Annotated in this window: 22 protein-coding genes; 12 read left to right on the forward strand and 10 right to left on the reverse strand. The window is 58.0% G+C overall.

Annotation, left to right across the window (positions count from 1 at the left end; genetic code table 11):
* Positions 1-16: 16 nt before the first annotated feature.
* Positions 17-523: a peptidylprolyl isomerase gene (locus ACR0MJ_RS03380; protein WP_170396522.1), complete on the forward strand. Its 507-nt coding sequence runs from the start codon at positions 17-19 to the stop codon at positions 521-523.
* A complete protein-coding gene (locus ACR0MJ_RS03385; protein ID WP_480759208.1) occupies positions 516-1,064 on the forward strand; it encodes a peptidylprolyl isomerase in 549 nt (182 codons plus the stop codon). Before ACR0MJ_RS03380 ends, ACR0MJ_RS03385 begins: the two co-directional genes overlap by 8 nt.
* 51 nt (positions 1,065-1,115) lie before the next feature.
* Here ACR0MJ_RS03385 and aqpZ read toward each other — a convergent pair whose 3' ends face one another.
* Positions 1,116-1,805: an aquaporin Z gene (aqpZ, locus tag ACR0MJ_RS03390; RefSeq protein WP_170396526.1), complete on the reverse strand. Its 690-nt coding sequence runs from the start codon at positions 1,803-1,805 to the stop codon at positions 1,116-1,118.
* Positions 1,806-2,044: 239 nt separating this feature from the next.
* Here aqpZ and ACR0MJ_RS03395 point away from each other — a divergent pair, with 239 nt between their 5' ends.
* Positions 2,045-2,410 (forward strand): cupin domain-containing protein, encoded by a 366-nt coding sequence (locus ACR0MJ_RS03395; RefSeq protein WP_170403066.1) that lies wholly within the window; start codon positions 2,045-2,047, stop codon positions 2,408-2,410.
* 176 nt (positions 2,411-2,586) lie between these two features.
* Here the strand turns inward: ACR0MJ_RS03395 and ACR0MJ_RS03400 are convergent, their stop codons facing one another.
* The 4 genes from ACR0MJ_RS03400 to ACR0MJ_RS03415 form a co-directional block, all read right to left on the reverse strand.
* Complete coding sequence (locus tag ACR0MJ_RS03400; RefSeq protein WP_170396528.1) at positions 2,587-3,087, reverse strand: bactofilin family protein; 501 nt, start codon at positions 3,085-3,087, stop codon at positions 2,587-2,589.
* Positions 3,077-4,402 (reverse strand): DUF5930 domain-containing protein, encoded by a 1,326-nt coding sequence (locus tag ACR0MJ_RS03405; RefSeq protein WP_170422207.1) that lies wholly within the window; start codon positions 4,400-4,402, stop codon positions 3,077-3,079. Before ACR0MJ_RS03405 ends, ACR0MJ_RS03400 begins: the two co-directional genes overlap by 11 nt.
* Positions 4,403-4,580: 178 nt before the next feature.
* A complete protein-coding gene (locus ACR0MJ_RS03410; protein WP_480760277.1) occupies positions 4,581-5,399 on the reverse strand; it encodes a ferritin-like domain-containing protein in 819 nt (272 codons plus the stop codon).
* Positions 5,400-5,484: 85 nt separating this feature from the next.
* A complete protein-coding gene (locus ACR0MJ_RS03415; protein WP_480759210.1) occupies positions 5,485-5,946 on the reverse strand; it encodes a peroxiredoxin in 462 nt (153 codons plus the stop codon).
* A gap of 68 nt (positions 5,947-6,014) precedes the next feature.
* Here ACR0MJ_RS03415 and ACR0MJ_RS03420 point away from each other — a divergent pair, with 68 nt between their 5' ends.
* From ACR0MJ_RS03420 to ACR0MJ_RS03435, 4 genes are all read left to right on the forward strand, one after another.
* Entirely contained in the window at positions 6,015-9,398 is a 3,384-nt protein-coding gene (locus ACR0MJ_RS03420; RefSeq protein ID WP_480759213.1) for a YhdP family protein, read from the forward strand.
* A gap of 44 nt (positions 9,399-9,442) precedes the next feature.
* Positions 9,443-10,489: a tRNA preQ1(34) S-adenosylmethionine ribosyltransferase-isomerase QueA gene (queA, locus tag ACR0MJ_RS03425; protein WP_480760281.1), complete on the forward strand. Its 1,047-nt coding sequence runs from the start codon at positions 9,443-9,445 to the stop codon at positions 10,487-10,489.
* A gap of 106 nt (positions 10,490-10,595) precedes the next feature.
* Positions 10,596-11,867, forward strand: coding sequence for an MFS transporter (locus tag ACR0MJ_RS03430; protein WP_170403056.1), 1,272 nt, complete (start codon positions 10,596-10,598; stop codon positions 11,865-11,867).
* 107 nt (positions 11,868-11,974) lie between these two features.
* Positions 11,975-12,553, forward strand: a complete 579-nt coding sequence (locus tag ACR0MJ_RS03435; RefSeq protein ID WP_170598066.1) for a DUF924 family protein — start codon at positions 11,975-11,977, stop codon at positions 12,551-12,553.
* Here the strand turns inward: ACR0MJ_RS03435 and ACR0MJ_RS03440 are convergent.
* Entirely contained in the window at positions 12,550-12,984 is a 435-nt protein-coding gene (locus ACR0MJ_RS03440) for a hypothetical protein (protein ID WP_170598068.1), read from the reverse strand. The genes ACR0MJ_RS03435 and ACR0MJ_RS03440 overlap by 4 nt on opposite strands.
* Before the next feature lie 212 nt (positions 12,985-13,196).
* On the opposite strand from ACR0MJ_RS03440, the gene lpdA reads away from it, so the two are divergent.
* A complete protein-coding gene (gene lpdA / locus ACR0MJ_RS03445) occupies positions 13,197-14,591 on the forward strand; it encodes a dihydrolipoyl dehydrogenase (protein WP_170733358.1) in 1,395 nt (464 codons plus the stop codon).
* A 134-nt stretch (positions 14,592-14,725) separates the two neighbouring features.
* Here the strand turns inward: lpdA and ACR0MJ_RS03450 are convergent, their stop codons facing one another.
* Complete coding sequence (locus ACR0MJ_RS03450; protein WP_480759217.1) at positions 14,726-16,111, reverse strand: dipeptidase; 1,386 nt, start codon at positions 16,109-16,111, stop codon at positions 14,726-14,728.
* A gap of 302 nt (positions 16,112-16,413) precedes the next feature.
* Between ACR0MJ_RS03450 and hemA the strand changes: the two genes are divergently transcribed.
* From hemA to ispG, 3 genes are all read left to right on the forward strand, one after another.
* A complete protein-coding gene (gene hemA / locus ACR0MJ_RS03455; RefSeq protein WP_170403046.1) occupies positions 16,414-17,637 on the forward strand; it encodes a 5-aminolevulinate synthase in 1,224 nt (407 codons plus the stop codon).
* A 130-nt stretch (positions 17,638-17,767) separates the two neighbouring features.
* Entirely contained in the window at positions 17,768-18,982 is a 1,215-nt protein-coding gene (locus tag ACR0MJ_RS03460) for a helix-turn-helix domain-containing protein (RefSeq protein WP_480759222.1), read from the forward strand.
* A 70-nt stretch (positions 18,983-19,052) separates the two neighbouring features.
* Positions 19,053-20,174: a flavodoxin-dependent (E)-4-hydroxy-3-methylbut-2-enyl-diphosphate synthase gene (gene ispG / locus ACR0MJ_RS03465; RefSeq protein WP_480613267.1), complete on the forward strand. Its 1,122-nt coding sequence runs from the start codon at positions 19,053-19,055 to the stop codon at positions 20,172-20,174.
* Positions 20,175-20,180: 6 nt separating this feature from the next.
* Here the strand turns inward: ispG and ACR0MJ_RS03470 are convergent, their stop codons facing one another.
* The 3 genes from ACR0MJ_RS03470 to ACR0MJ_RS03480 are packed head-to-tail and all read right to left on the reverse strand — an operon-like array spanning position 20,181 to position 23,414.
* On the reverse strand, positions 20,181-21,251 hold the full coding sequence (locus ACR0MJ_RS03470; protein WP_480759224.1) for an agmatine deiminase family protein: 1,071 nt from the start codon (positions 21,249-21,251) through the stop codon (positions 20,181-20,183).
* 22 nt (positions 21,252-21,273) lie between these two features.
* Entirely contained in the window at positions 21,274-22,032 is a 759-nt protein-coding gene (locus ACR0MJ_RS03475; RefSeq protein WP_480561366.1) for a DsbA family protein, read from the reverse strand.
* Complete coding sequence (locus ACR0MJ_RS03480; RefSeq protein WP_480759228.1) at positions 22,029-23,414, reverse strand: M48 family metalloprotease; 1,386 nt, start codon at positions 23,412-23,414, stop codon at positions 22,029-22,031. Before ACR0MJ_RS03480 ends, ACR0MJ_RS03475 begins: the two co-directional genes overlap by 4 nt.
* Here ACR0MJ_RS03480 and ACR0MJ_RS03485 point away from each other — a divergent pair.
* Positions 23,413-24,576, forward strand: a complete 1,164-nt coding sequence (locus ACR0MJ_RS03485; RefSeq protein WP_480759231.1) for a pyridoxal phosphate-dependent aminotransferase — start codon at positions 23,413-23,415, stop codon at positions 24,574-24,576. The genes ACR0MJ_RS03480 and ACR0MJ_RS03485 overlap by 2 nt on opposite strands.
* Positions 24,577-24,579 lie beyond the last annotated feature (3 nt).

The raw sequence follows: 24,579 nt of genomic DNA on the forward strand, positions 1-24,579 counted from the left end.
AAGACAGGAGGGCCAGATGGCCGAGATCAAAGACCCCGAAAACACGATCATCATTGAGCTGAAAGACGGCAATGTCGTCATCGAATTGCTGCCTGATGTGGCCCCTCAGCACTCGGCCCGCATGAAAGAGCTGGCCCGTGGTGGTGAGTATGACAACGTCGCCTTCCACCGTGTGATCGACGGGTTCATGGCGCAAACCGGCGATGTGCAGCATGGCGACATGGAAGACGGGTTCAACATTCGTATGGCGGGCACCGGTGGATCGTCGCTGCCGAACGTACCTGCCGAGTTTTCGAAACTGCCTCATGATCGCGGCACGTTGGGTGCGGCACGCTCGGCCAACCCGGATTCGGCAAACTCGCAGTTCTTCATTAACTTCAAGGACAACCATTTCCTAAACGGCCAGTACACCGTGTATGGCCGCGTCATCGACGGGATGGAGCATGTAGACGCGATTGTGCGTGGTGAGCCGCCAGCGAGCCCCGACCGCATGATCAGCGTTAAGGTGGCTGCTGATGCATAAGCTGGCCGCAGTTTTTACCTTGCTGGCCAGCCCTGCGCTGGCAACCGGGCTTGAGATCGAGATCGAGGGCGAGGGGGCCAATGGCACCGTCACCGTCGACCTGTTCGAAGATATTGCGCCCAAGCATGTGGAGCAGATCACCGCTCTGGCCGCTGCTGGTCAGTACGATGGGGTTGTGTTCCATCGTGTGATCGATGGGTTCATGGCGCAGACCGGCGATGTTGAGTTTGGCCGTGTCGGTGGCGACATGCGTCGTGCGGGTACGGGTGGATCGGATCGCCCTGATCTGCCTGCTGAATTCTCGGATTTCAATTATGAACGGGGCGTCGTGGGTATGGCGCGGGCGCAGGACCCAGACAGCGCGAACTCGCAATTCTTCATTATGTTCGAGCCTGGCCCGTTCCTGAATGGTCAGTACACGGTTGTCGGTCAGGTGACAGAAGGGATGGACGTGGTCGATGCGATCAAGCGGGGCGATGGCCCTAATGGCGCAGTGATCGGACAACCGGATGCGATGAAAAAGGTCACTGTGACCGAATAAAAGAAAACCCCGGCGCGCTTCTGCGGGCCGGGGGTTCTTGATGCGGCCGGGTCAATCGTCGTCCGACATCGCCCGCCAGATCAGCGCGCCAATCGCGCCGCCGATCAAAGGTGCCACCCAGAACAGCCATAGCTGCGCCAGTGCCGGACCATCGGCAAACAACGCCACGCCGGTTGACCGGGCAGGATTCACAGAGGTGTTGGTCACCGGAATCGAGATCAGGTGGATCAGCGTCAGCCCCAAACCAATCGCGATCGGGGCGAACCCGGCAGGCGCGCCGCTGGAGGTCGCACCGAGAATGATCACGATGAAGAACGCCGTCATGACGATTTCGATCACCAACGCTGACATCATCGAATAGCCTTCGGGTGACGCCTCGCCATACCCGTTTGAGGCAAACCCCCCGACGCCTTCAAAGCCCGGTGCTCCGCTGACGATCAGATAGAGCACGGCTGCTGCGGCGATCGCTCCGATCACCTGCGCGATCCAGTAGGGGATTAGATCCTTGGCATCGAACCGCCCGCCGATCATCAGCCCAAGGCTGACCGCCGGGTTGAAATGCCCGCCCGAGATATGACCGACCGCGTAGGCCATGGTCAGCACCGTCAGGCCGAAAGCGAACGAAACGCCCAGCCAGCCGATACCCACATCGGCTACGCCTGCAGCCAGCACCGCGCTGCCGCAGCCGCCCAGAACCAGCCAGAATGTACCGAAGAATTCGGCCATGAGTTTTGATGACATGAAAAGCCCTCCAGAAATCAATGACTTTAAGGTTAATTCAAAAAACGCTTTTTGTGAAACTGTGAGAATGCGGGGAATTTTCCTTCAAGACACGTCAGATAGGGGGACTGTTAGGGAATATGCTTATTCCGGTGAGCTGGCGATTGAGAACGACACACTCGGCTCAACTTGCGTTTTTCTCCTTTGCGCCCCAATGTCCGGTATCGGTTGTGGGCTTGCGATGTGGTGGGGGTATCAAAGTGAAGTTCAAAAAACTGTATTCGGATGCTCAAGGCGAAAGCCATTGGAAAGACATCGAAGTCGAACTTGAAGAGCAAAGCTTTGCACCACCTGCGAAAGCAATCGAGATTTCAAAGCCAGAAGCTGTCAAGCAAACCATGTTCTTGAGACTCAAGAAGGGTTGGGATGAGCCAATTCATCCCACACCTGTCGCTCAAAAGCTCATTTGTCTTTCTGGCTCAGTGCGCGTGACCGCGAGCGACGGGGAATTCAGAGATATTGGTCCGGGTGACGTCTGGCATATGGAAGACAAACACGGCAAAGGCCACCACACAGTAGTAACAAGCGATGATGATTTTCTTTCGGTGATCGTACAGTACGAGTAGCGGGGGCAGCGCAGACCAAGCCCTCCTGATCAACCAAGCGCATTGCGGCACTTGCGCGGTGTAAGGCCGCTTCGTCCCGCATTGAGGACATTGTTAGATTTAGACGAACACCCCAAAACAAAAAAAACGCCGCAGGGTATCCTGCGGCGTTGCTGATTGGTCTTGCCGATAAGTGTTTACTGCTTCACTTCAGCCGCCGGGTTGGCACCCGATTTGCCGCTGCGGCCCGGGTTCAGCGGGTCGTCCTGACGCTGCACCGAACCTTCGAAATGCGCGCCGCTTTCAATGGCGATGGTCTTGTGAATGATGTCGCCTTCGACGCGGGCGGTCGAGGTCAGGCGGACCTTCAGGCCGCGGACGCGGCCCACGATACGGCCGTTGACCACTACGTCATCTGCAGTGACTTCGCCCTTGATGGTGGCGGTCTCGCCGATGGTCAGCAGATGGGCGCGGATGTCGCCTTCGACGGTGCCCTCGACCTGGATATCGCCCGAGGTCTTGATGTTACCGGTGATGTGCAGATCCGAGGACAGCACCGATGCCGGTGGCTTGGGCTTGGGAGGGGTGCTGGCCTTTGTTTCAGCCGGTGCAGGTGTTGCCGGAGTGGCCGGAGCGGCCGGTTTTGCTGCCTCAGTCTCTTTCGACCCGGGTTCGTTGATTTTGCTCTTAGAAAACATTTCTCGCAGCCTTGATGTAAGTCATTGGGTTCATGGGTTTTCCGTTCACGCGCACCTCATAGTGCAGATGCGTGCCGGTCGATCGTCCGGTGGTACCCATATCAGCAATATGGTCCCCGCGCGAGACCCTTTGGCCAACCTTAACGCGAAGATTGCTGTTATGAGCGTAAAGTGTCTCAATCCCGAAGGCGTGTTTGATTTTCACCAGCTTTCCGAAACCGGATTGCCAGCCCGCATGGGTGACAACGCCATCGGCGGTCGCAAAGATATCGGTCCCGCGAGGACCGGCGAAATCCGACCCGTTATGCATGCGCCGGCCGCCGGTTTTGGGGTCGCGGCGGGTTCCGTAGCCACTGGTATAACGGACAGCGGCGCGCACCGGGCTGGCGAAGGGGGCCTTTTCCGCAGCGATGCGATAGAGGTTCAGCTGGTCCATCTGTTCCAGCAGGATATTGGCGCGGATCTGGTCGGGGCTCAGTTCCTCACCGCGGGTGCTGAAGGATAAAGGGGTCAGCGGACCGCCCATACCGCTATATCCGCGCCGAACTTCGTCGAGGATACGATCTGTTGGCATGCCCGCGCTGCGGAACATCTTGTCGAGAGGTTCGACTGAGATCAGCATCGCCTCTTCCAACTGGCGGAAAATCTCGTCGCTGCGCTCCTGCATCAGGCGGATTTCAAGCTCTAGCTCGTCACGCTGGTCCAACGCGCCTTGCGCATCGGCAGCGATCTGGTCGCGCTGCGCCGCGGTCCGGGCCAGGGCATCGGTCATAAATGCCATCTGTTCCGGGTTTGCCGATGCCATCGCATAAGCCGCGTCCGCATCATTGCTGGGTTGCAGTTCGGCCAGTTTGGTCCGCGCGTCTTCGCGCTGCTTCATAGTGGCGCGCAGCGTGGTTTGGATCACCTCGATGCCGGTCTCCAGCTCGCGCCGGCGGTTCTCGGATTCCAGCAATTCGGACTGCATGACCGAAATCTGTTCCAGAGCTGCGTTGAACCTGTCATGTGCAGCCAGCGCTTCGGCCGCACGCGCATCGCGCTCTTCCGACAGGATGTTCAGACGTTCTTGATACGTAGCCTGATCGCGCTTGGCCTGTTCCCGGAAATTGCCCGATCCGATGCTGTCCATCAACAGAACTGACGTGGCAATCGCGGTCCAGGCGACCATCACCGACACACCGGCGACTGCAGCGATCTGAGTTTCAGAACTCAGTCGGATGAACCGCGTGTCGTTGTCAGATTTCAGAAAAACACGGCGCTCTGGAAAGTGCCGCTCGAGCAGTGAGTGTAGTTTAATTGCCAGACGTGTCCGCACGCGTCCTACCTCAATTGTCCCCATATCTCGGAGCCGGTCGTGAGTGAGTAGCCGCTCCTTGACGCGATTGCATAAAGCGGTCGAGGCATTCGGGCAAGTTTGTTAACCAATCAAGAGCTATGAACGGAGAATTACCGCACGTGATCGGCGAGAACTTGCCGATAGCGAGCATTTGCTGTCAGTCCGACACAACTCCGGGTGGTGGCAGGTCTTCGGTCAGGGGCCAATAGAAATCTGGCGGCAGTCCGGCCTCGGCCCGTTTCTCTTCGTTAAATGGTGGTTTCAGCGCGCCGTGGAAATAGCGGCGGACGAGGGCGTGGAATACATCCTTGGGGTCGGCATTCTCGCGCCCGCACAAGAAGTGGAACCATTTCGAGCCATAGGCGACGTGACCAACTTCCTCGGCATAAATCACTTCCAGTGCAGCGACTGCGTCGTCAGCCTTGGCCTTGCGGAAAATGTCGATCATTCCGGGGGTCACGTCCAGCCCACGTGCCTCAAGCACCATTGGGACGACGGCAAGACGACCCATAAGATCCTCGGCAGTGTCCTCGGCGGCGCGCCACATGCCTGCATGGGCGGGCAGGGCACCATAATGGCTGCCTATCTGTTCGAGGCAGTCGCAGACCATCTCAAAATGGCGTGATTCTTCTTCGGCGCATTTCACCCAATCATCGTAGAACCCGATGGGCATGGGCACATCCCCGAACCGGGCGATGATGTCCCAGTGCAGGTCCACCGCGTTCAATTCGATATGGGCAACGGCGTGCAACAGCGCGATACGACCTGCTTCTGACCCCGGCCTGCGGCGGGGTACATCGCGGGGCGATAACAGCTCGGGTTTATCGGGACGCGCAGGGTAAAGCGGAGGCTCGGCAGTGCCCACTGCGATCTCGGGTGCTTCGCCTTTTCGGGCGGCAAACCATTCGGCGGCATAGCGTTTGGACAGAGCAGTCTTCTCGCGCCCGACCGATGTGGTCAGAATCTCGGTCGCCATTTCGGTCAGTGTTTTTGACACGCTTGCCCCCTTACGCTGCACTCCGCGCGGGTCATACCCTTGATGCCCGCGCGGGTCGAGAGGGCTAGAGCGCGCGTGCGGCCTCCAACACTTCGTCCACATGACCCGGCACTTTCACCTTGCGCCAGACACGGGCGATTTTTCCATCCGCATCAATCAGAAAGGTCGAGCGTTCGATGCCCATGGATTTGCGTCCGTACATGTTCTTTTCGACCCAGACGCCATAATCTTCGCACACGCTCTGACCCTCATCGGACAAAAGCGGCGTCGTCAGGCCGTGCTTGGCGACAAATTTGTCATGCTTTGCCAAGGTATCGCGCGAGATGCCGAAAACGTTAGCACCCGCATCCGCAAAGGCTTGTAGTTGTTCCGAGAAACCGATGGATTCCTTGGTGCAGCCCGGCGTATCATCGCGGGGATAGAAAAACAGAACGACCGCGCGGCCACGCTGTTCCGACAGGGTCACCTCGCCGCCGCCGTCGCGAGGCAGTGTAAAGTCGGGTGCGATGTCTGAGACTTCGGGCATATTCAAACTCCGGCTGAGAAATTAACGGTTGCCGCATATCATAGGGCTCCGTTGACAGGTTGAAAGGCGTGAGACGCAAATTGGTCCAGCAAGAACAGCAGGATGACACGAAGGCGGATAAGAAACCCCGCCGTCGGTCGCGGCGTCGGACCGCAGGCCTGTGGACATTGCGCGGTGTCTTCATCCTTGGATTTCTGGCACTGGTCACCGGCTTTATGGTTGTCGGCCAGCGCATGCACGCGCCGGATTGGTTGCGCGACCGGGTCGAGGCGCGCCTTGATCAGACATTGGGTGGCGTCAAAGTTCGGTTCGGCGATGTCAGTTTCATCATTCATGAAGGCTGGCGTCCGCGACTGCGACTGACTGATGTTCGTATCAGCGATGCGGACGGACGGCAGATTGCCGAAGTGTCCGACCTGCGGGCCAGCCTGTCGATGCGCCCGCTGTTGCGCGGGCATGTGCGCCCGAAGCGGATCATATTGCAAGGCGCGCAGATTGCACTGACAAGGGGTGTCGATGGAGCGCTGTCGCTGACCGTCGGTGCCGGAAGTGCGCCGGTCGGTCAGGCCCGGAACCTGGCGCAGCTGATTGAATCATCGGACGAGGTGTTCCAGGCACCTATTTTGTCAGCCCTGACCTCGGTCGAACTGGATACAATTACGCTGGACTATCAGGACCTGCGGTTGGGCCGGTCCTGGGTGCTGGACGGCGGGCGTATTCAGGCCAACCGCAGCGCGGGTGAGGTTCGTCTGGCCACCAATTTCTCGGTGCTGGCCGGTCGCGATTATGTCAGCACGATCGAGGCCAACTATACCAGTTTGCTGGGCAGTCCCGCTGCGCAGTTCGGCATCTCGATCACCGATCTTCCCGCCGAGGATATCGCAGGCCACAGCCCGGCGCTGGCATGGATGCAGGTACTTCGCACACCGATCTCAGGTGCTTTGAGGGGTGGCATTGATACTGAGGGCGCGCTGGGGCCGGTCTTTGCCACGTTGAATCTGGGTGCAGGCGCCGTGCAGCCCACGCCTGAAACAACACCGATCAAATTCGACGCGGCGCGGACGTATTTTACCTACGACCCGAAACAACAGGCGCTGGATTTCAATGAAGTCTCGATCCAGTCTGCCTGGGGTACGGTGCAGGCAGATGGCAAGGCCTTTCTACATGGGGTCAAAGCTGGCGGGTTGGACAGTATGTCGGGGCAGTTCCGCCTCAGCGGGATTGAGATCAACCCGGCCAATCTGTTCCCCGAAGCACTGAATCTGACGCGGGCCGATGTTGATTTCCAGATGAAACTTGCGCCGTTCCGTATACAGCTGGGGCAAATGACGGTTGAAGATGGTGCACATCGCGCACGGCTCAGCGGGTCTCTGGCTGGTTTGACCGACGGCTGGGTCGCAGCCATTGACGCGCAGATTGATCGGATGAGCTCTGATCAGCTGTTGAACTACTGGCCCGAACGACTTGCCCCGAAACCGCGCCTTTGGGTCACCGATAACCTCTATCACGGAGAAATGTCCGATCTGGATTTCGCCCTGCGTCTACGGCCCGGCGAAAAGCCGGACATCTATGCGGATTTCGAATTCGACGAGACCGAGATTCGGTTCGCCAAGACGTTGCCAACTATCCAAGACGCGCAGGGGCAGGCCAGCCTGCTCAACCGGCGCTTTACCGTCTCGGCGCAAACGGGGATTGTGATCGCGGATGAAGGAGGTGCTGTTGATGCCTCGGGCACCTCGTTCATCATTCCCGATACCGGCATCAAAAAAACCACCCCGGCCATTGCGCGGATTAAGGCCAGCGGCAGTGTAACCGCAGCCATGTCATTGCTGGACCGCCCGCCGCTGCAACTGTTGACCAAGGCCAATCTGCCGGTGGATCTGGCCGACGGTCAGGTCAGTCTGAGTGGAACGCTTTCCTTGCCGCTGATCAAGGGCCTGAAGCTGGAAGATACCAGGTTCCATTTCGTTGGCGAGTTGTCGAATTTGGACAGCAGCAAGCTGGTACCCGGATTTGAAGTCAGCGCAGACCGATTGGACCTGAGCGGCGACCAGACGCAAGTGGCCATCCAGGGCGAGGGGCTGTTTGGTGTTGTACCGGTTGAAGCGCTTTGGCGGCAGCCGATCGGAGGCGAAACCCCGCAGCAAAGCGAACTGACAGGTCAAATCGAATTCTCCCCGCGTCTGATGGAACAAATCAATGCCGGACTGCCGCGCGGCATGTTGACCGGAGAGGGGATCGCCGATTTCAGCCTGAGTCTTGGTGCGGGTGAGCCCCCGCGCTTGTCCGCACAATCCGATCTGGTTGGTGTCGCGCTGGCGATCCCTGAGCTTGGATGGCGCAAATCAGCCAGCACTGGCGGCTCTCTGACTGCCGAGGCCACGCTGGGCGCTCAGCTAAGTGTCGATTCCCTTCGGATCAACGCTGCTGGTCTACGGACAACTGCAGCGATCTCGTTCCGGGATGGCGGGTTCGAAAGGGTACGGTTCAGCACGTTCGAACTGGGCGACTGGCTTGCAGTTCCGGCGGAATTGATTGGGCGTGGTGCCGCGCTGCCAGATATCCGTGTGTTGGGCGGCGTGCTTGATCTGGGAAAATCCACCATCGGTGAGGGAGGTAGCAGCGGTGGTGCTGCCGGGCCCGGGCCAAAGCTGGATGTGAAGCTGGACCGACTACAAGTCACTGAATCCGTTGCGTTGACCGGGTTGACTGGCTCGTTTCAAACCACTGGCGGACTGACCGGCAGCTTTGCGTCGCAAGTCAATGGCGGTGCAGCGATCCGCGGTCAGGTCACCCCGCGCGCGTCCCGATCTGCGGTTGGTCTAACCTCGGACGATGCAGGGGCAGTTCTGCGATCAGCGGGGGTTCTGACGCAGGCACGCGGTGGAACAATGCAATTGCAGCTGGATCCGATCGCAGAGCCTGGAAACTATGACGTCGACCTGAAAATCAAAAATACGCGGATCACGGACGCCCCGGCCATGGCAGCGATATTGAACGCGATCAGTCTGGTGGGGTTGCTGGATGAAATGGCGGGGCAAGGTATTTTCTTCGCAGCCATCGACAGCAAAATGCGTATCACTCCGACCGAGGTGAAAGTGCTGAGCGGTAGTGCCGTGGGGCCATCAATGGGGCTGTCCTTTGATGGTACGGTCGACACTGTAGCCGGGATGCTGAACCTGCGCGGCGCGATTTCACCGATCTATCTGGTCAATGCAATTGGCAGCGTTCTGACCAAAAAGGGGGAAGGTATCTTTGCCTTCAACTACACTTTGTCCGGACCGCTGTCCGACCCGCAAGTTTCGGTCAATCCTCTGTCTGGTCTCGCACCTCTGTTTCTGCGCAACCTGTTGCGCGAGCCTGCGCCAACGGTCTCGGATGGCCCGAATGCCACACCGGATCGATCTGGCGAACCCAATCCCGCCTTCCAGACACGTGGTGAGGATCGCTGATCTGAGCTGTGGCCGAATCTGTCGGGCCGATGTATGGCGCGGCCATGAAACTCAGCGACTTTGACTTCCACCTGCCCGAACACCTGATTGCCACGCGTCCCGCCAGCCCGCGCTCGTCCGCGCGACTGCTGCTTGCGCAGGGTGATGCTGTTCAGGACCGGCGCGTGTTCGATCTGCCGGACATATTGCAGCCCGGGGACCGTCTGGTGCTGAACGACACCCGCGTCATTCCCGCTCGCCTCAGCGGTCGCCGCCACCGTGACAGCGCGCAAGGGCCGGTATCTGCCGCGATTGAGGCGACATTGCTGGACCCGCAATCTGATGGTTGTTGGGCCGCGCTGATCAAGCCGCTTAAGAAGATCAAACCGGGCGAAGAGATCGTATTCTCAGACGATCTGAGCGCAACCCTGGACCGAGTTGCCGATGGCCAAGCCTATCTGCGCTTTAACCTGACCGGAGAGGATTTCGATCAAGCGTTGGAGCAGGCCGGCGCGATGCCGTTGCCTCCCTACATCGCAGCGAAACGTGCGGCGGATGAACAAGACAAGACCGACTACCAAACTGTGTGGGCGCGAAACTCCGGAGCCGTAGCGGCCCCAACCGCGTCCTTGCATTTTGATGATGCGCTTTTGCAGGCGCTATCGGAGCGCGGTGTCGAGTTCACGCATGTCACACTGCATGTGGGGGCAGGCACATTTCTGCCGGTCAAAGTGGAAGACGTGACCACCCACAAGATGCACGCCGAATGGGGACGGGTCAGCGCGCAGGCCGCTGCCGAGATTGCGGCGACCAAAGAAGCGGGCGGGCGCGTTATCCCGGTGGGCACAACTGCCCTTCGACTGATCGAAAGCGCAGCACGACGCGGCCGGATCGCGCCGTGGGAAGGCGAGACCGATATCTTCATATACCCAGGTTTTGAATTTCACGTCACTGATGCGCTGATGACCAACTTCCACCTGCCGAAATCCACATTGCTGATGCTGGTTTCGGCGTTGATTGGGCAGGATCGGGTCAAGTCGGTCTATGACCACGCTATCGCAGAAGAATATCGCTTTTTCTCATACGGCGACGGGTCTCTGCTTATACCATAGTCGTATCTTGGCCATCTGCGCCCTTACAATGTCGTAGACAAGCGCGACGTGCTTCGTCATTGACGGCAAAGCGGACAAAACACACCGGCAATTTTGGATAGACAGAATGCTTCAGGTTCTTTCCAGCGCTTGGGCGCTTCTTTTGGGAATGGGATTGCTGATGGTCGGCAACGGCCTGCAGGGCACGTTGCTGGGTGTGCGCGGCGAAATCGAGGGCTTTTCGACCCTCGAGATGTCTTTTGTTATGTCGGCCTATTTCCTTGGCTTCCTAGGTGGTTCGCGTTTGGCCCCCGAGATGATCCGGCGAGTTGGTCACGTGCGCGTATTCGCAGCGCTGGCTTCCTTTATCTCAGCCGTCATGATCATGTATCCGATGCTCACGGATCCGATTGCATGGTCGCTGGGCCGTGTGATTATCGGATTCTGTTTCTCGGGCGTGTACGTGACGGCGGAAAGCTGGCTGAACAACGCGGCCAACAACGAGAATCGGGGACAGGCGCTGTCGCTTTATATGATGGTGCAGATGACGGGGGTCGTGAGTGCTCAGGCATTGCTGCTGGTCGGTGACCCGGCGGGATATGAGACCTTTGTCATCGCTTCTATTCTGGTTTCGATCTCATTTGCGCCTATTCTGCTGTCCATCTCTCCAACACCGGCGTTCGATACCACCAAACCGATGACATTACGCCAACTGATGGAAACATCGCCACTGGGCTGTGTCGGCATGTTCTTGTTGGGCGGGATATTCTCAGCGCAATTCGGGATGAGCGCCGTTTATGGCGCTCAGGTGGGGTTGAGTCTGGTCGAGATTTCGACCTTCGTCGCGGTGTTTTATATCGGCGCCGTAGTCCTACAATATCCGTTGGGCTGGATGTCCGACAGAATGGACCGCCGTCTGCTGATCATGCTGGTGGCCGCTGTTGGTGGGGTAGGCGCCGTGATAGGCATGATACTGGGCGTCACTTTCACCATGCTTCTCGTAGCTGCCTTTATCATCGGCGGCATGACAAGCCCGCTCTATTCTCTGTTGATCGCGTATACCAATGACTACTTGGAGTATGACGATATGTCGGCGGCTTCGGGCGGTCTGGTTTTTATTAACGGCTTGGGCGCAATCGCAGGTCCAATTATCACCGGTTGGCTAATGGGGGCTGGCGTGCTCGGCCCACAAGGCTTTTTCCTGTTCATCGCGGCGCTGATGTTCATCATGGCCGCCTATGCGGCCTATCGTATGACCCAGCGCGTCTACAAACCCGTGGATGAAACCGGATCGATTGCCCCGATCTACCCGACATCTTCGCCCGTTGCCCTGGAAGTTGCGCAAGAGGTCGCCATTGAAGCAGCCCAGGACGAGCAGGATACGCAAGAACCCGCCTGAGCGCCGGAAATGTGACTTTTGTGTTGCAATATGTTACTGTCACAAATCTGTAAAAGTGATTTTAATGACGTTACGTCCTGGGGAGGGCAATTACGGAGTCTAGGGCAATGGTAGGTCCTGAAGAAGTATTGAGTTTTTGGTTAGATGAGGTTGGCCCCGAGGGGTGGTACCTGCAGGATGAAGCGCTGGATGCGCGGATCCGGGAAAAATTTCTTTCAACATGGGAAGCCGCGTGCGAGGGGAAATTCTCGCTTTGGTTGACCTATCCCAGCGGATCACTGGCCTATATTATCCTTATGGATCAGTTGCCTCGCAACATGTTCCGGGGAAGCAAACAGGCATTTGCATCGGATCGGGCTGCACTGGCTGCAGCGAAATGCGCAGTCGACAAAGGCTGGGATCTTAAGATCGACGAACCGGCGCGGCAGTTCTTTTACCTGCCGATGATGCATTCGGAAAATCTGTGTGATCAGGAGCGTTGCGTGCGCCTTATGATCGAGCGGATGCCAGAAGGCGGCGACAGCAATTTGCTACATGCGCGCGCTCATCGTGAGGTGATCCGCAAGTTCGGTCGTTTCCCATATCGCAACGATGCGTTGGAACGCGCGACTACTGAACACGAAGCCGCATATGTCAGCAATGGCGGCTACGGGTCGACCGTGCGCGAGTTGCAGGCCGCGACCTAGGTCGCGGGCTCACAGCCTTTAAGGATCAGAAGCCGGTCGGTGACAGTGTCGGCAGATGTCGTGATGGCATAGTCGATCAAGTCTTCCGGTTTTTCGACCAGGCCCGCCAATCGGGCCTGAGTGTCTTCCAGCTTCCCCTCCAGATCACCCAAACGTCGCAATGCCGCATTCAGCTGTTGGCGCGTGACCGCATCGAGTTGCGTGCCCTGACTGCTAAGGGTTGCAAGATCGCTGCGCAACGCGGCCAGTTCCCCACGAATTCCCTGCGCCTGATCTCGTAGCGGCGCCACGACCTGCAGGTTCTCAGCAAACCCGACCCGGATCTGATCGACAGACTGCGCAAGTTTCCACCCCAGAAACAGGCATAAAGCCAACAATATCAATGTCGCGTTCAAAAGAGCGAGCAGTAAATCTTTGAGCGTTTTAGCCATGATACGCCTTTCGAAAATCGGGAAGGTCAAAAACTGGTAGTGCATATTCGTCAGTTCTAGCCTTTGCGGTAACGTGGGTATAGGCTGAATTCAGCTCCAAATACCTGATTTGACCCCGCGTCACATATGTCGCGGGCTCTGATGTTGATGCGTTGTAAAAAATAGTTTAACGGTAAACTAGTTTTTGAACTGACCTGTGCCGAGAGGGAAACATGGCTGCACAATCTTATGATCTGATCGTAATCGGGGCTGGCCCCGGTGGCTATGTGGCCGCTATTCGCGCGGCGCAACTGGGCCTGAAGACCGCTGTTGTCGAGCGCGAACATCTGGGTGGTATCTGCCTGAACTGGGGCTGTATCCCGACAAAGGCACTACTGCGGTCATCGGAAGTGTTCCACCTGATGGAGCGTGCCAAGGATTTTGGCTTGAAAGCAGACAAGGTCGGCTACGATCTGGATGCGGTTGTGAAGCGCTCGCGCGGTGTTGCCGCGCAGTTGTCCGGCGGTATAGGTCATCTGCTGAAAAAGAACAAAGTCGCCGTTGTCATGGGTGAGGCATCGATCCCCGCCAAGGGCAAGGTCAGCGTCAAAACAGACAAAGGCACGGAAGACCTAACTGCGAAGAATATCGTTCTGGCCACCGGTGCCCGGGCGCGCGAACTGCCGGGCCTTGAAGCGGATGGCGATCTGGTCTGGACGTACAAACACGCGCTGCAACCGCCGCGGATGCCCAAGAAACTGCTGGTCATCGGCTCGGGTGCGATCGGGATCGAATTCGCCAGCTTCTATAACACTTTGGGCGCGGACACGACCGTGGTCGAGGTGATGGATCGAGTGCTGCCTGTCGAAGATGCCGAGATCAGTGCATTTGCCAAGAAAGCTTTCACCAAGCAGGGCATGACCATCATGGAAAAGGCGATGGTTAAACAATTGGACCGCGCCAAGGACAAGGTGACTGCGCATATCGAGGTGAAAGGCAAGGTTGAGAAACACGATTTTGACACGGTGATCTCGGCCGTGGGCATCGTCGGCAATGTGGAAAACCTCGGGCTTGAAGCCTTGGGTGTGAAGATCGACCGCACGCACGTGGTCACCGATGAATACTGCCGCACTGGGGTAGACGGGCTTTACGCTATAGGTGATATCGCCGGGGCGCCCTGGCTGGCACACAAAGCCAGCCACGAAGGCGTGATGGTCGCGGAACTGATCGCGGGCAAACACGCACATCCGGTCAAGCCTGAAAGCATCGCGGGCTGCACTTATTGCCAGCCTCAGGTCGCTTCGGTTGGGTATAGCGAAGCCAAGGCCAAAGAGCTGGGCTATGACATCAAGGTCGGACGCTTCCCGTTCATCGGCAACGGCAAGGCCATCGCGCTTGGTGAGCCCGAGGGACTGATCAAGACCGTCTTCGATGCCAAGACTGGGGAACTGCTAGGTGCACACATGATCGGTGCCGAAGTCACAGAGCTTATTCAGGGCTATGTGGTCGGTCGCCAGTTGGAAACCACTGAAGAAGACCTGATGAACACCGTCTTCCCGCATCCGACGCTGTCTGAAATGATGCATGAAAGCGTGCTGGATGCCTATGGACGCGTGATCCACATGTAAGGACAGGGGGCTCTGCCCCCGCCGCGGCAAGCCGCGACTCCCCCGAGATATTTATAGCCAGATGAAGCAGGGGATCCGTACTTCATCTGGCCGAAAATACCTCGGAGCGCGAGGCAGAGCCTCGCAAAGGATCCTCATTTATTTATTGCTTCCAATATACGGGCCCACGAGCGGATGCCTCTGTGGAAGCTTTTGACGTCGTATTTCTCGTTCGGCGAGTGGATGGCATCATCGTCATTGGCATACCCAACCAGCATCGAATCCAGCCCCAACACTGTATTGAAATATCCAACCACTGGGATTGATCCGCCCATCCCGGTGAAAACGGCCTCGCGATTCCACTCGTCCGAAAGTGCTCCGCGGGCCGCTTCGAATTCTGGGCGGCTAAGGTTCATCACCGAAGCAGGAGAGCCTTCGAGATCACTGTCCCAGACCACTTTAGCATCCGTGGACAGGCGCTCTTCGACATGTTTGCGGATCCTTTTGCGGAGCGCGTCCGGGTCCATGTCGCCGACCAGGCGGCAGGTGATCTTGCAATGTGCCTCGGACGGGATAACGGTTTTGGAGCCCGCGCCGTTGTAACCTCCCCAAAGGCCATTCACTTCGAGCGTGGGTCGCGCCCATTGTTGTTCCAGCGTGGAATAGCCTGTTTCACCGTGCGGCTCGGTATAGCCAACCGAATTCAGGTATTCCGTTTCATCGAACCCGCAATTCTCCCATTGGCGCAACTGCTCGGCCGGGACTTCGTGTACGCCTTCGTAAAAACCTTCGACTGCGACGCGGCCGGTTTCTTCATCATAGAAGGATGCGACGATGCGCGACAGTTCCCGCAGCGGGTTCAGACCCGGCCCGCCATAGTGGCCCGAATGCAGGTCGATGCGGGGACCGATGATTGTGAATTCATCCTTGAGCATGCCGCGCAATTGCGACGCTATCGAAGGCACCCCCCGCGACACCATCGAAGTATCACAGACCAACGCGAGATCCGCCTGAAGCTCGGATTTGTTTGCTTTGAGAAATGGCACGAGCGAGGGCGACCCGGATTCTTCCTCACCTTCGAAGAAAAACGTGATGCGGCAGGGCAGGGTGCCATGCACTGCTTTCCAGGCGCGGCAGGCCTCGACGAAGGTCATCAGTTGGCCTTTGTCGTCAGAAGCGCCGCGCCCGCGTATCACCTGTCCGTGTGGAGTGTCTTCCAAAGCCGGATCGAAAGGATCGCGTGTCCACAGCTCCAGCGGATCGACAGGTTGCACATCATAGTGTCCATAGAACAGAACATGCGGCCCACCGCTGTCCTCACCGACATGGCCAACGACCATGGGATGTCCCGGAGTTTCGCGCTTTTCGGCTGCAATACCGATACTTTTCAGATCCGCCACCAGCCAATCGGCAGCCTGGTCGACTTGGTCCTTGAAGGCCGGGTCAGTCGAGATGGAGGGAATGCGCAGAAACTCCATCAGGCGGTCAATGGAGGTGGTCAGATCGGCGTCGATCCGGCTCAGTACAGCGTCAAGCGACATAGGGGTCTCCTGGGAAGGTCTTGAAATTGGGCAGAGCCTATCAGCATGGGCGGTACCGTCCAGCAGGTTTCTGTGCTGGATCTGGGGGAAAGGCCTGCGGCGTTTCCTCGCGTCTTGTGGTCGTAACTTTGCTTGTCGGTTTAGGCGTTTGGCGTTATTTGATGCAAATCAAAGTTGGGTTCAGCTGTTCGGCTGTAGGCCAGTTGGACAGATGAACGCGACGCCATACTTCCAGCCCGGCTTGTGAAGTGGCGAAAAAAGTCGCCCGGGGCTATAATAACCGGGCATCCAAGGAGGGTCCGTTGGACTATACTGCTCAGCTCGATACAGCGATTGCCAGGCTGCATGACGAAGGACGTTATCGGACCTTTATCGATATTGAACGCCGGAACGGTCATTTTCCGCATGCGGTACGGACTTGTCCCGATGGTTCGCAGCAGAACATCACCGTGTGGTGTGGCAATGATTATTTGGGCATGGGTCAGAATCCTGTTGTTCTGGAGGCCATGCACGAGGCGGTGGAGGCCGCAGGCGCAGGCTCGGGCGGAACGCGCAACATTTCAGGCACGACAGTCTATCACAAACGGCTGGAAGCTGAATTGGCGGACTTGCACGGCAAAGAAGCCGCACTGCTATTCACCAGTGCCTATATCGCCAATGACGCGACACTCAGCACTCTGCCAAAACTGTTCCCCGGCCTGATTATATATTCCGATGCACTGAACCATGCGTCGATGATCGAAGGCGTGCGCCGCAACGGGGGTGCCAAACGCATCTTCCGCCACAATGACGTGGCACATCTGCGTGAGTTGCTTGAGGCTGATGACCCTGCAGCCCCCAAGCTGATCGCGTTTGAGTCGGTCTATTCGATGGATGGCGATTTCGGACCCATTGAAGAGATTTGCGATCTGGCCGATGAATTCGGTGCTTTGACCTATATTGATGAGGTTCACGCAGTTGGCATGTACGGCCCCCGCGGCGGGGGTGTAACCGAGCGTGATCGGTTGGCGCATCGCATTGACATCATCAACGGAACGCTTGCCAAAGCCTACGGTGTCATGGGCGGCTACATCGCGGCGAGTGCCAAGATGTGTGACGCCATCCGGTCCTATGCGCCGGGCTTTATCTTTACTACCTCGCTGCCACCTGCGGTTGCGGCAGGGGCGGCAGCCTCGGTGGCCTATCTCAAGCGCGCGCCTGAACTGCGCGAGCAGCACCAGACCCAGGCCAGCATTCTTAAGCTGAGGCTGAAAGGACTTGGCATGCCTCTGATTGATCACGGCAGCCACATTGTGCCGGTGATCGTTGGCAACCCCGTCCACACCAAGAAGTTGAGCGATATGCTGCTGGATGACTATGGTATCTATGTGCAGCCAATCAATTTCCCGACCGTTCCGCGCGGCACCGAACGTCTGCGGTTTACGCCATCTCCGGTGCATGGACCCGACGAAATGAACCGTCTGGTGCAGGCGATGGACGAACTTTGGTCACATTGTGCGCTAAATCGCGCCGAACTTGCTGGATAACCTCACGCTAAAGTGTGCAACGAGTTTGCTGCGTGTTAAGCTTACGCTAACAAAAGAAGCGGACGAATCGTTATAGGGGCGATTCGACGTTTGCGCGTAACACGCGACAGGCAAAGATGGGGCAGCAGGAATGATTGGGCGCAGATCACAGCGCGATTCCGAAGAAGACATGGACGTCAGACCCAAGGGTTTTGATGACTATGAGGTACGGCTTGGCGATGTCATGCGCGGCGAACGTGCAACGATGGGCAAGTCGCTTCTGGATGTGCAGCGTGAACTGCGAATCAAAGCCAACTACATCGCCGCCATCGAAAATGCAGATCCCGATGCCTTTGACACACCCGGCTTCATCGCCGGGTATGTGCGTTCATATGCCCGTTATCTGGGCATGAACCCCGATGATACTTTTGCGACCTTCTGTCAGGAAAGCGGTTTCGAGGTTGCGCATGGCATGTCGGCCGAGGCGTCGGTGGTCAAAAAAGCGCAAGGTGGTTTGCCTTCACGCGGGCCGATGGGGCGTGATCCGTTTGTCTCGCCCAGTACGCCTTATATTCCGGGCCGCGAATCCGTAGTCAGCCAGATTGAACCGCGTGCTATTGGATCGACGCTGGTGCTGTTGGCCGTCATTGGCGGCATCGGTTATGGGGGCTGGTCGGTTCTGAACCGCATTCAGCAGGTGCAGGTCAGCCCGGTTGAGCAGGCCCCCGTCGTGCTTACAGACCTTGACCCGCTGGATGCCGCACAGGCCCGGCCCGAGGGAACCGAGCTGGCCAGCGCCGAGGTGCCAAGCTCTGAAGCGCTGGATCGTCTGTATCGTCCGCAGGCACTTGATGTGCCGGTGCTGGTGGCGCGGGATGCGCCGATTTCCACGCTTGATCCGCGCAATGTCGGAACGTTCCGCGCGCCTGAACCTCCGCAAATCAAAGTGACCGAAGTTCATACGGTTGAACGCCCGGCCTTGCCTCAAGTGGTTGAAAAGCTGGATACGACGCTGAAGATCGTGGCCGTGAACCCCGCTTGGATGCGTGTCACGGCAGCCGATGGCAGCGTGATTTTCGAAGGAACTCTGGGCACCGTTGAGCAGGGCAGCACGTTCGAGGTGCCGCTCACCGAGGAACCCCCGCAACTGCGAGCAGGAGCCGCGGGGTCGGTCTATTTCTCGATGAATGGCGAACATTTTGGTCCTGTGGGCGCGCCGGGTACGGTGGCCAAAGGTGTTGTTCTGTCAAAAGATGCCGTTGCAGAAACCTTCGCAGTTGCCGATCTTGAGGCCGATCAGAACAGCGCACTCAAGCAACTGGTGGCCGAGTTGCAGACCGAGGCGGCAGAAGCGCCCGCCGAGTGATCTTGGCATTGCTCCCCAAGGGATGGCGAACTATCTAAGGGTCAATTCAGGCTGATCCGGATCGATCCTCATGTCGCTCAATCACGTGCGCCCCTGGCGCAATATCTATCGCCGCAAATCCCGCCAGATCATGGTTGGCAATGTGCCCGTCGGAGGTGACGCACCGATTGCCGTGCAGACCATGACCAACACGCTGACCACCGATGTGGCTGCGACCGTGGCACAGGTGCAGGCGGCAGCAGAGGCGGGGGCGGATATCGTGCGGGTCTCGGTCCCGGATGAGGCCTCGTCAATAGCGCTGAAAGAGATCGTGCGCGAAAGCCCTGTTCCTATCGTGGCTGATATTCATTTCCACTACCGTCGCGGAATCGAATCCGCCGAGGCCGGTGCGGCCTGTCTGCGGATCAATCCGGGCAATATCGGCGATGAAAAACGGGTGAAAGAGGTCATCAAAGCCGCGCGAGACCACAATTGCTCGATCCGGATCGGGGTGAACGCAGGGAGCCTGGAAAAGCACCTGCTTGAGAAATACGGCGAGCCGTGCCCCGAAGCGATGGTCGAGAGCGGGTTGGAGCATATCCGTATTCTCGAAGACAACGACTTTCACAATTTCAAGATCAGTGTGAAAGCCAGCGACGTATTCCTGTCAGCCGCGGCTTATCAGGGCATTGCCGAGGCGACGGATGCGCCCATCCATCTGGGCATCACCGAGGCCGGAGGGCTGGTCAGCGGCACCATCAAATCGGCCATCGGTCTGGGCAATCTGCTGTGGATGGGCATTGGCGACACGATCCGCGTCAGCCTGTCTGCTGATCCGGTGGAAGAGGTCAAGGTCGGCTATGAGATCCTGAAATCTCTGGGCTTGCGCCATCGCGGCGTGAACATCATCTCATGCCCCTCCTGCGCGCGACAGGGTTTTGACGTAATCAAAACGGTTGAGGCGTTGGAACATCGCTTGGAACACATCAAGACACCCATGAGCCTGTCGATCATCGGCTGTGTCGTGAACGGTCCGGGTGAGGCGCTGATGACAGATGTCGGTTTCACCGGTGGCGGGGCAGGCTCGGGCATGGTCTATCTGGCAGGCAAAGCCAGCCACAAGATGTCAAACGACCAGATGATTGATCACATCGTTGAAGAGGTCGAAAAGAAGGCAGCAGAGCTGGATGCGGCAGCTGAAGCTGCTGAGTAACAAGGCCTATGCAACAGGCATTTGCTGTGTAGCGCAGTGAATGCCGCCGCCCAGCTCGCCCAATACGTCGACATTCAATGCAATGATCTCGCGCCCGGGGTAGTGACGAGCCAGGGCCATCTGTGCAATCTCATCGGTTTCGCGGTCTCCGAACTGGGCCATCACGATGCCGCTATTGCAAACATAGTAATTCGCGTAAGACGCCACGAATTCGGGATCGTTAACTCGGCGCCTATTGGGTTCAGGGATCACCTCAACCTGCAATCCTTCGGCGACGAGACGGTCATGAGAATCAAGGGCCGCGACATGAAACGGATCATCCATATCCGGCTCGTCTGGCAGGTTGATCAAAACGCGCCCAGGGCCGGTGAAGCGCGCCAGACTGTCGATGTGGTAATCGGTGATATCCTCGCCCCAGACCCCATCAGACCAGACCATGCGGTCAGCCCCATAGGCTGCCAGTAATCGGGATTCAATTTCGTTGCGTGACAGGTCTGGATTGCGGTTCTCATTCACCCACGAGCTTTCATGGGCCATGATCAACCCATGCCCGTCTTGTTCTACACCACCGGCCTCGCCCCTCAAGCCGGACGGAAGCAGGGGCAGGCCGAGGTGATCGGCAACCTTACTGGCGATTTGCGCATCGTGTTTGTGCACCTGTTTCCGGCCCCAGCCATTGAACTGGATACGAGTGACCGCAATCCCGCCTCGATTGTCGATCACGAAGATTGGACCTGCGTCGCGGCACCACAAATCTTCGGTTGGAACATCCCAGAGCTCGACTGATGAGGAAAGTTTTTGACGCGCATCCGCATGGTGCTTTGCCGCCGCAAGCATTGTCACGGGTTCAAAGGCGGAAATGGCGTTCGCGATTTCCGCGATGGTTTGTTGCACCATATCCAGAAAGATCTGGTCACGGTAAACTTTGCGGCTGACCGGCCATTGCATAAATGTGCGTTCGTGGGGCGCTTCTTCCGCCGGTACAAAGAAGTTTGAGGTGCGCTGAGCGAGGGGTTGCTTAGACAGGCCCATAAAACTCAGCGCGCCTCCAGTGAGTAAGAGGTTCCGTCGATCCATGCTGGAAACCTACAGTGATGACTTAACCCTGTTCTGCCCGAACTCCATTTGCGATCTGGAGCATTTGGTCTGCGGGCAGGTACCCGCGCATCATTTCGGTGCCCAGAACAAAGGATGGTGTGCCTGAAATCCGCAGCTTTTGCGCCAGATCGCGGGTTTTTGCGATTTCTTCGGTGACCTCATCGCTGTTCATTGCCGCGATGATCGCGTCGCTGTCCAGACCCAGCCCATCTGAAATCCGGCGCAGGGTCACCTCGGAGGGCTCGCCGCTGAATTCCAGCAGAGCGTCATGCACCTGCTTATAGGCATCGTCTCCCGCCACCTGTTTTGTTGCGATGGCAAAGCGGGATGACGCTACAGAGGCATCGCCCAGGATCGGCAATTCCTTAATCACAAGACGGATATTGCCGTCCTCGGCCAGCAGGGTGGCCACTTCGGGCACGGCGCGCCGGCAGTAACCGCAACGGTAGTCCATGAACTCGACCAGAGTAACATCGCCGTCCGGATTGCCACCGACCCAGCTGTAACCGTCATTAAAAAGCTCGTCAGCGTTGGCCGCGACGAGCTCCTTGTCAGCCTGAGCCTCGGCAACGGCATTGCGTTCCTCAAGGATGTTGATCGCCTCGAGGATCACTTCGGGGTTTTCCAGAAGGTATTCGCGCACCTGTGCGCCAAACTCGGCCTTCTCGGCGTCGCTCATCGCGTTCAATTCCAGCGCCTGCGCAGGACCAGTGATCAGGGAAAGACCCAATAGGGCCGGTGCAGCATGTCTCAGGATCATTTCCGTTTCCTCTGTTTCTTCTTCTTTGCGCGCTCCGAGGCAATCAACACATCCTGTGCCCTTTGCCAACCCGGAGAGCCTTCGGGGAGCTGTGCAACAGCCCGTTTAGCATGTATGCCCGCATCATCAAGTCGGCCCTGCAGCGCATAGCGTTCTGCAGTCACCGCAGACGCCATTCCGTTGTTGCCCACCTGCGAATAGGCAGAACCCAGATCCTGCATCAGCCGGGCATTGCGATAGTCGCGTGCGCGCGCCTTTTCAAGCACTTGCAGGGCTTTCTTCGTCTTGCCATCCGCCAGCAAAGCACGTCCGTAACCGGCGAGGATCAGGGCATTGTTGGGCGCCATATCAACGGCTGCACCGTAGGCATCCACAGCTTCGCGCACGCGCCGGTTCTCCAATAGAATCTGGCCCTTCAATTCATAAAAAAACGGATCGTCAGGGCGAATCTCCAGCGCACCATCGATTGCGGCGCGGGCACTGGCGAGATCGCGATTTTGATGATGGGCCGATGCCTCGCGCATCAGGCGTATGTCACGATCTTTTTCTTCGCCCGCGCGACGCATGGTCCAGGTCGGGGATCGAAGAAAGGCTGACAACTTACCTTTGATCCGCGCGAACCAGTAATCGGCATTTGCGTTTTGCTCTGCCTTGTCGCCGAATTCGTTCAGAAAGGCCTCGGCCGCGCGCAAACGTTCGCGGCTGGTAGGGTGTGAGCGCATGTAGGGGTCTTGATTGACGGGGTTCAACAGCTCTTGCCCCGCGAACTTACGGTGCAGGTTGACCATCCCGCGCGGAGATACTCCCGCCCAACGCAAATAGCTGGCAGCACTTCGATCCGCCGAGGCTTCTTCGGCCCGCGTATGGCCCAGAAAGCTGCGCAGCGCCGAGGCTTGTGTGCCCGCTGCAATTCCTGCAGCAGCTTCTCCGCCACCTGCGGCTGCGGCTGCAAGCGCTAAAAGTGTCCCAAGCTGCGCGTTACGTTGTGCCGCGCGCAGGTTCTCTGAGCGTCTGGCCAAGTGGCCGTTGGCGATGTGCGCGGCCTCGTGTGCGATCACCGCTTGCAGCATCTCGGGCGTATCGACGCTCAGGATCAAGCCATAGTTGATATAGATCGTGTTGTAATCGATCACGAAGGCATTGAACGTACCATCATTGACGATCAGTACGCGCACCCGGTTGGTGTTCAGGCCAGCGGCCCGCAGGATCGGAAAGGCAAGCTCTTGCAGCCCGTGTTCAATGTCGGGATCGCGGATAAGGCTTTGCGCGCTGGCCTGCATGGCGCTGATCGACCATGTCACTGCCAGCAGCAACACGGCCGGGATTGACGCCAGCCGGGATAAGCGTTCAAAAGCCATGGCTGCAACATGGGAGATGGCCATGAGAAACTCAACCCGTTCCGGGGTCGATCCCTTCATCGTGATGGACGTGATGGAGGCCGCGCGCAAGGCGGAAGAAGCCGGGCGGCATGTCGTTCACATGGAAGTAGGTCAACCGGGGACCGGCGCACCCAAAGGGGCAACCGAAGCATTGGCGAAGGCCATGGAACAAGGGCCGCTTGGGTATACGGTGGCTTTGGGTTTGCCCGCTCTTCGTCAGCGGATCGCGCAGATGTATGGTGAATGGTATGGCGTTGATCTCAATCCAGAACGGGTGGTCATCACACCGGGATCATCGGGCGGGTTTTTGCTCGCCTTTACCGCTCTGTTCGACAGCGGTGATTGGGTGGGGATTGGTGCCCCGGGATATCCCTCATATAGGCAAATCCTGAAAGCATTGGGTTTGGTGCCGGTAGACTTGCCGACAGCACCGGAAAACCGGCTGCAGCCGGTGCCCGCCGATTTCACGGGGCTTGATTTGCAGGGATTGATGGTTGCCTCGCCTGCCAACCCGACTGGGACAATGCTGGATCATGCGGCGATGCAGGCGCTGATCGATGCGGCGCACGCGCAGGGTGCATCGTTCATCAGTGACGAGATTTATCACGGGCTGGAATACGAGGCCAAAGCCGTCACTGCGCTCGAGCTGACGGATGAGTGCTATGTGATAAACTCATTCTCCAAATATTTTTCGATGACCGGCTGGCGCGTTGGCTGGATGGTTGTGCCCGAGGATCAGGTACGGGTGGTTGAGCGGATTGCCCAGAACATGTTCATCTGCGCGCCTCACGCCAGTCAGGTGGCCGCATTGGCAGCTATGGATTGTAACGACGAATTGCAGGCAAATCTGGATGTATACCGCCGCAATCGTCTGTTGATGCTGGACGGGTTGCCCAAGGCCGGTTTTACCAATATCGCACCGCCGGATGGGGCGTTTTATGTTTACGCGGATGTCTCAGACTTGACCGATGACAGCCGGGCATTTGCAGCCGAGATTCTCGACAAAGCCGGGGTTGCCGTGACGCCGGGGCTGGATTTCGACCCAGTGCGCGGGCACACGACGCTGCGATTTTCCTATGCGCGATCGACCGAAGACATTCAGGATGGGCTGGATCGGCTGCAACGTTTTATGGCCAAGCGGGGTGCGATCCCGCAATCGGCCTAAAGC

This window comes from Ruegeria sp. C6, from assembly GCF_056537625.1.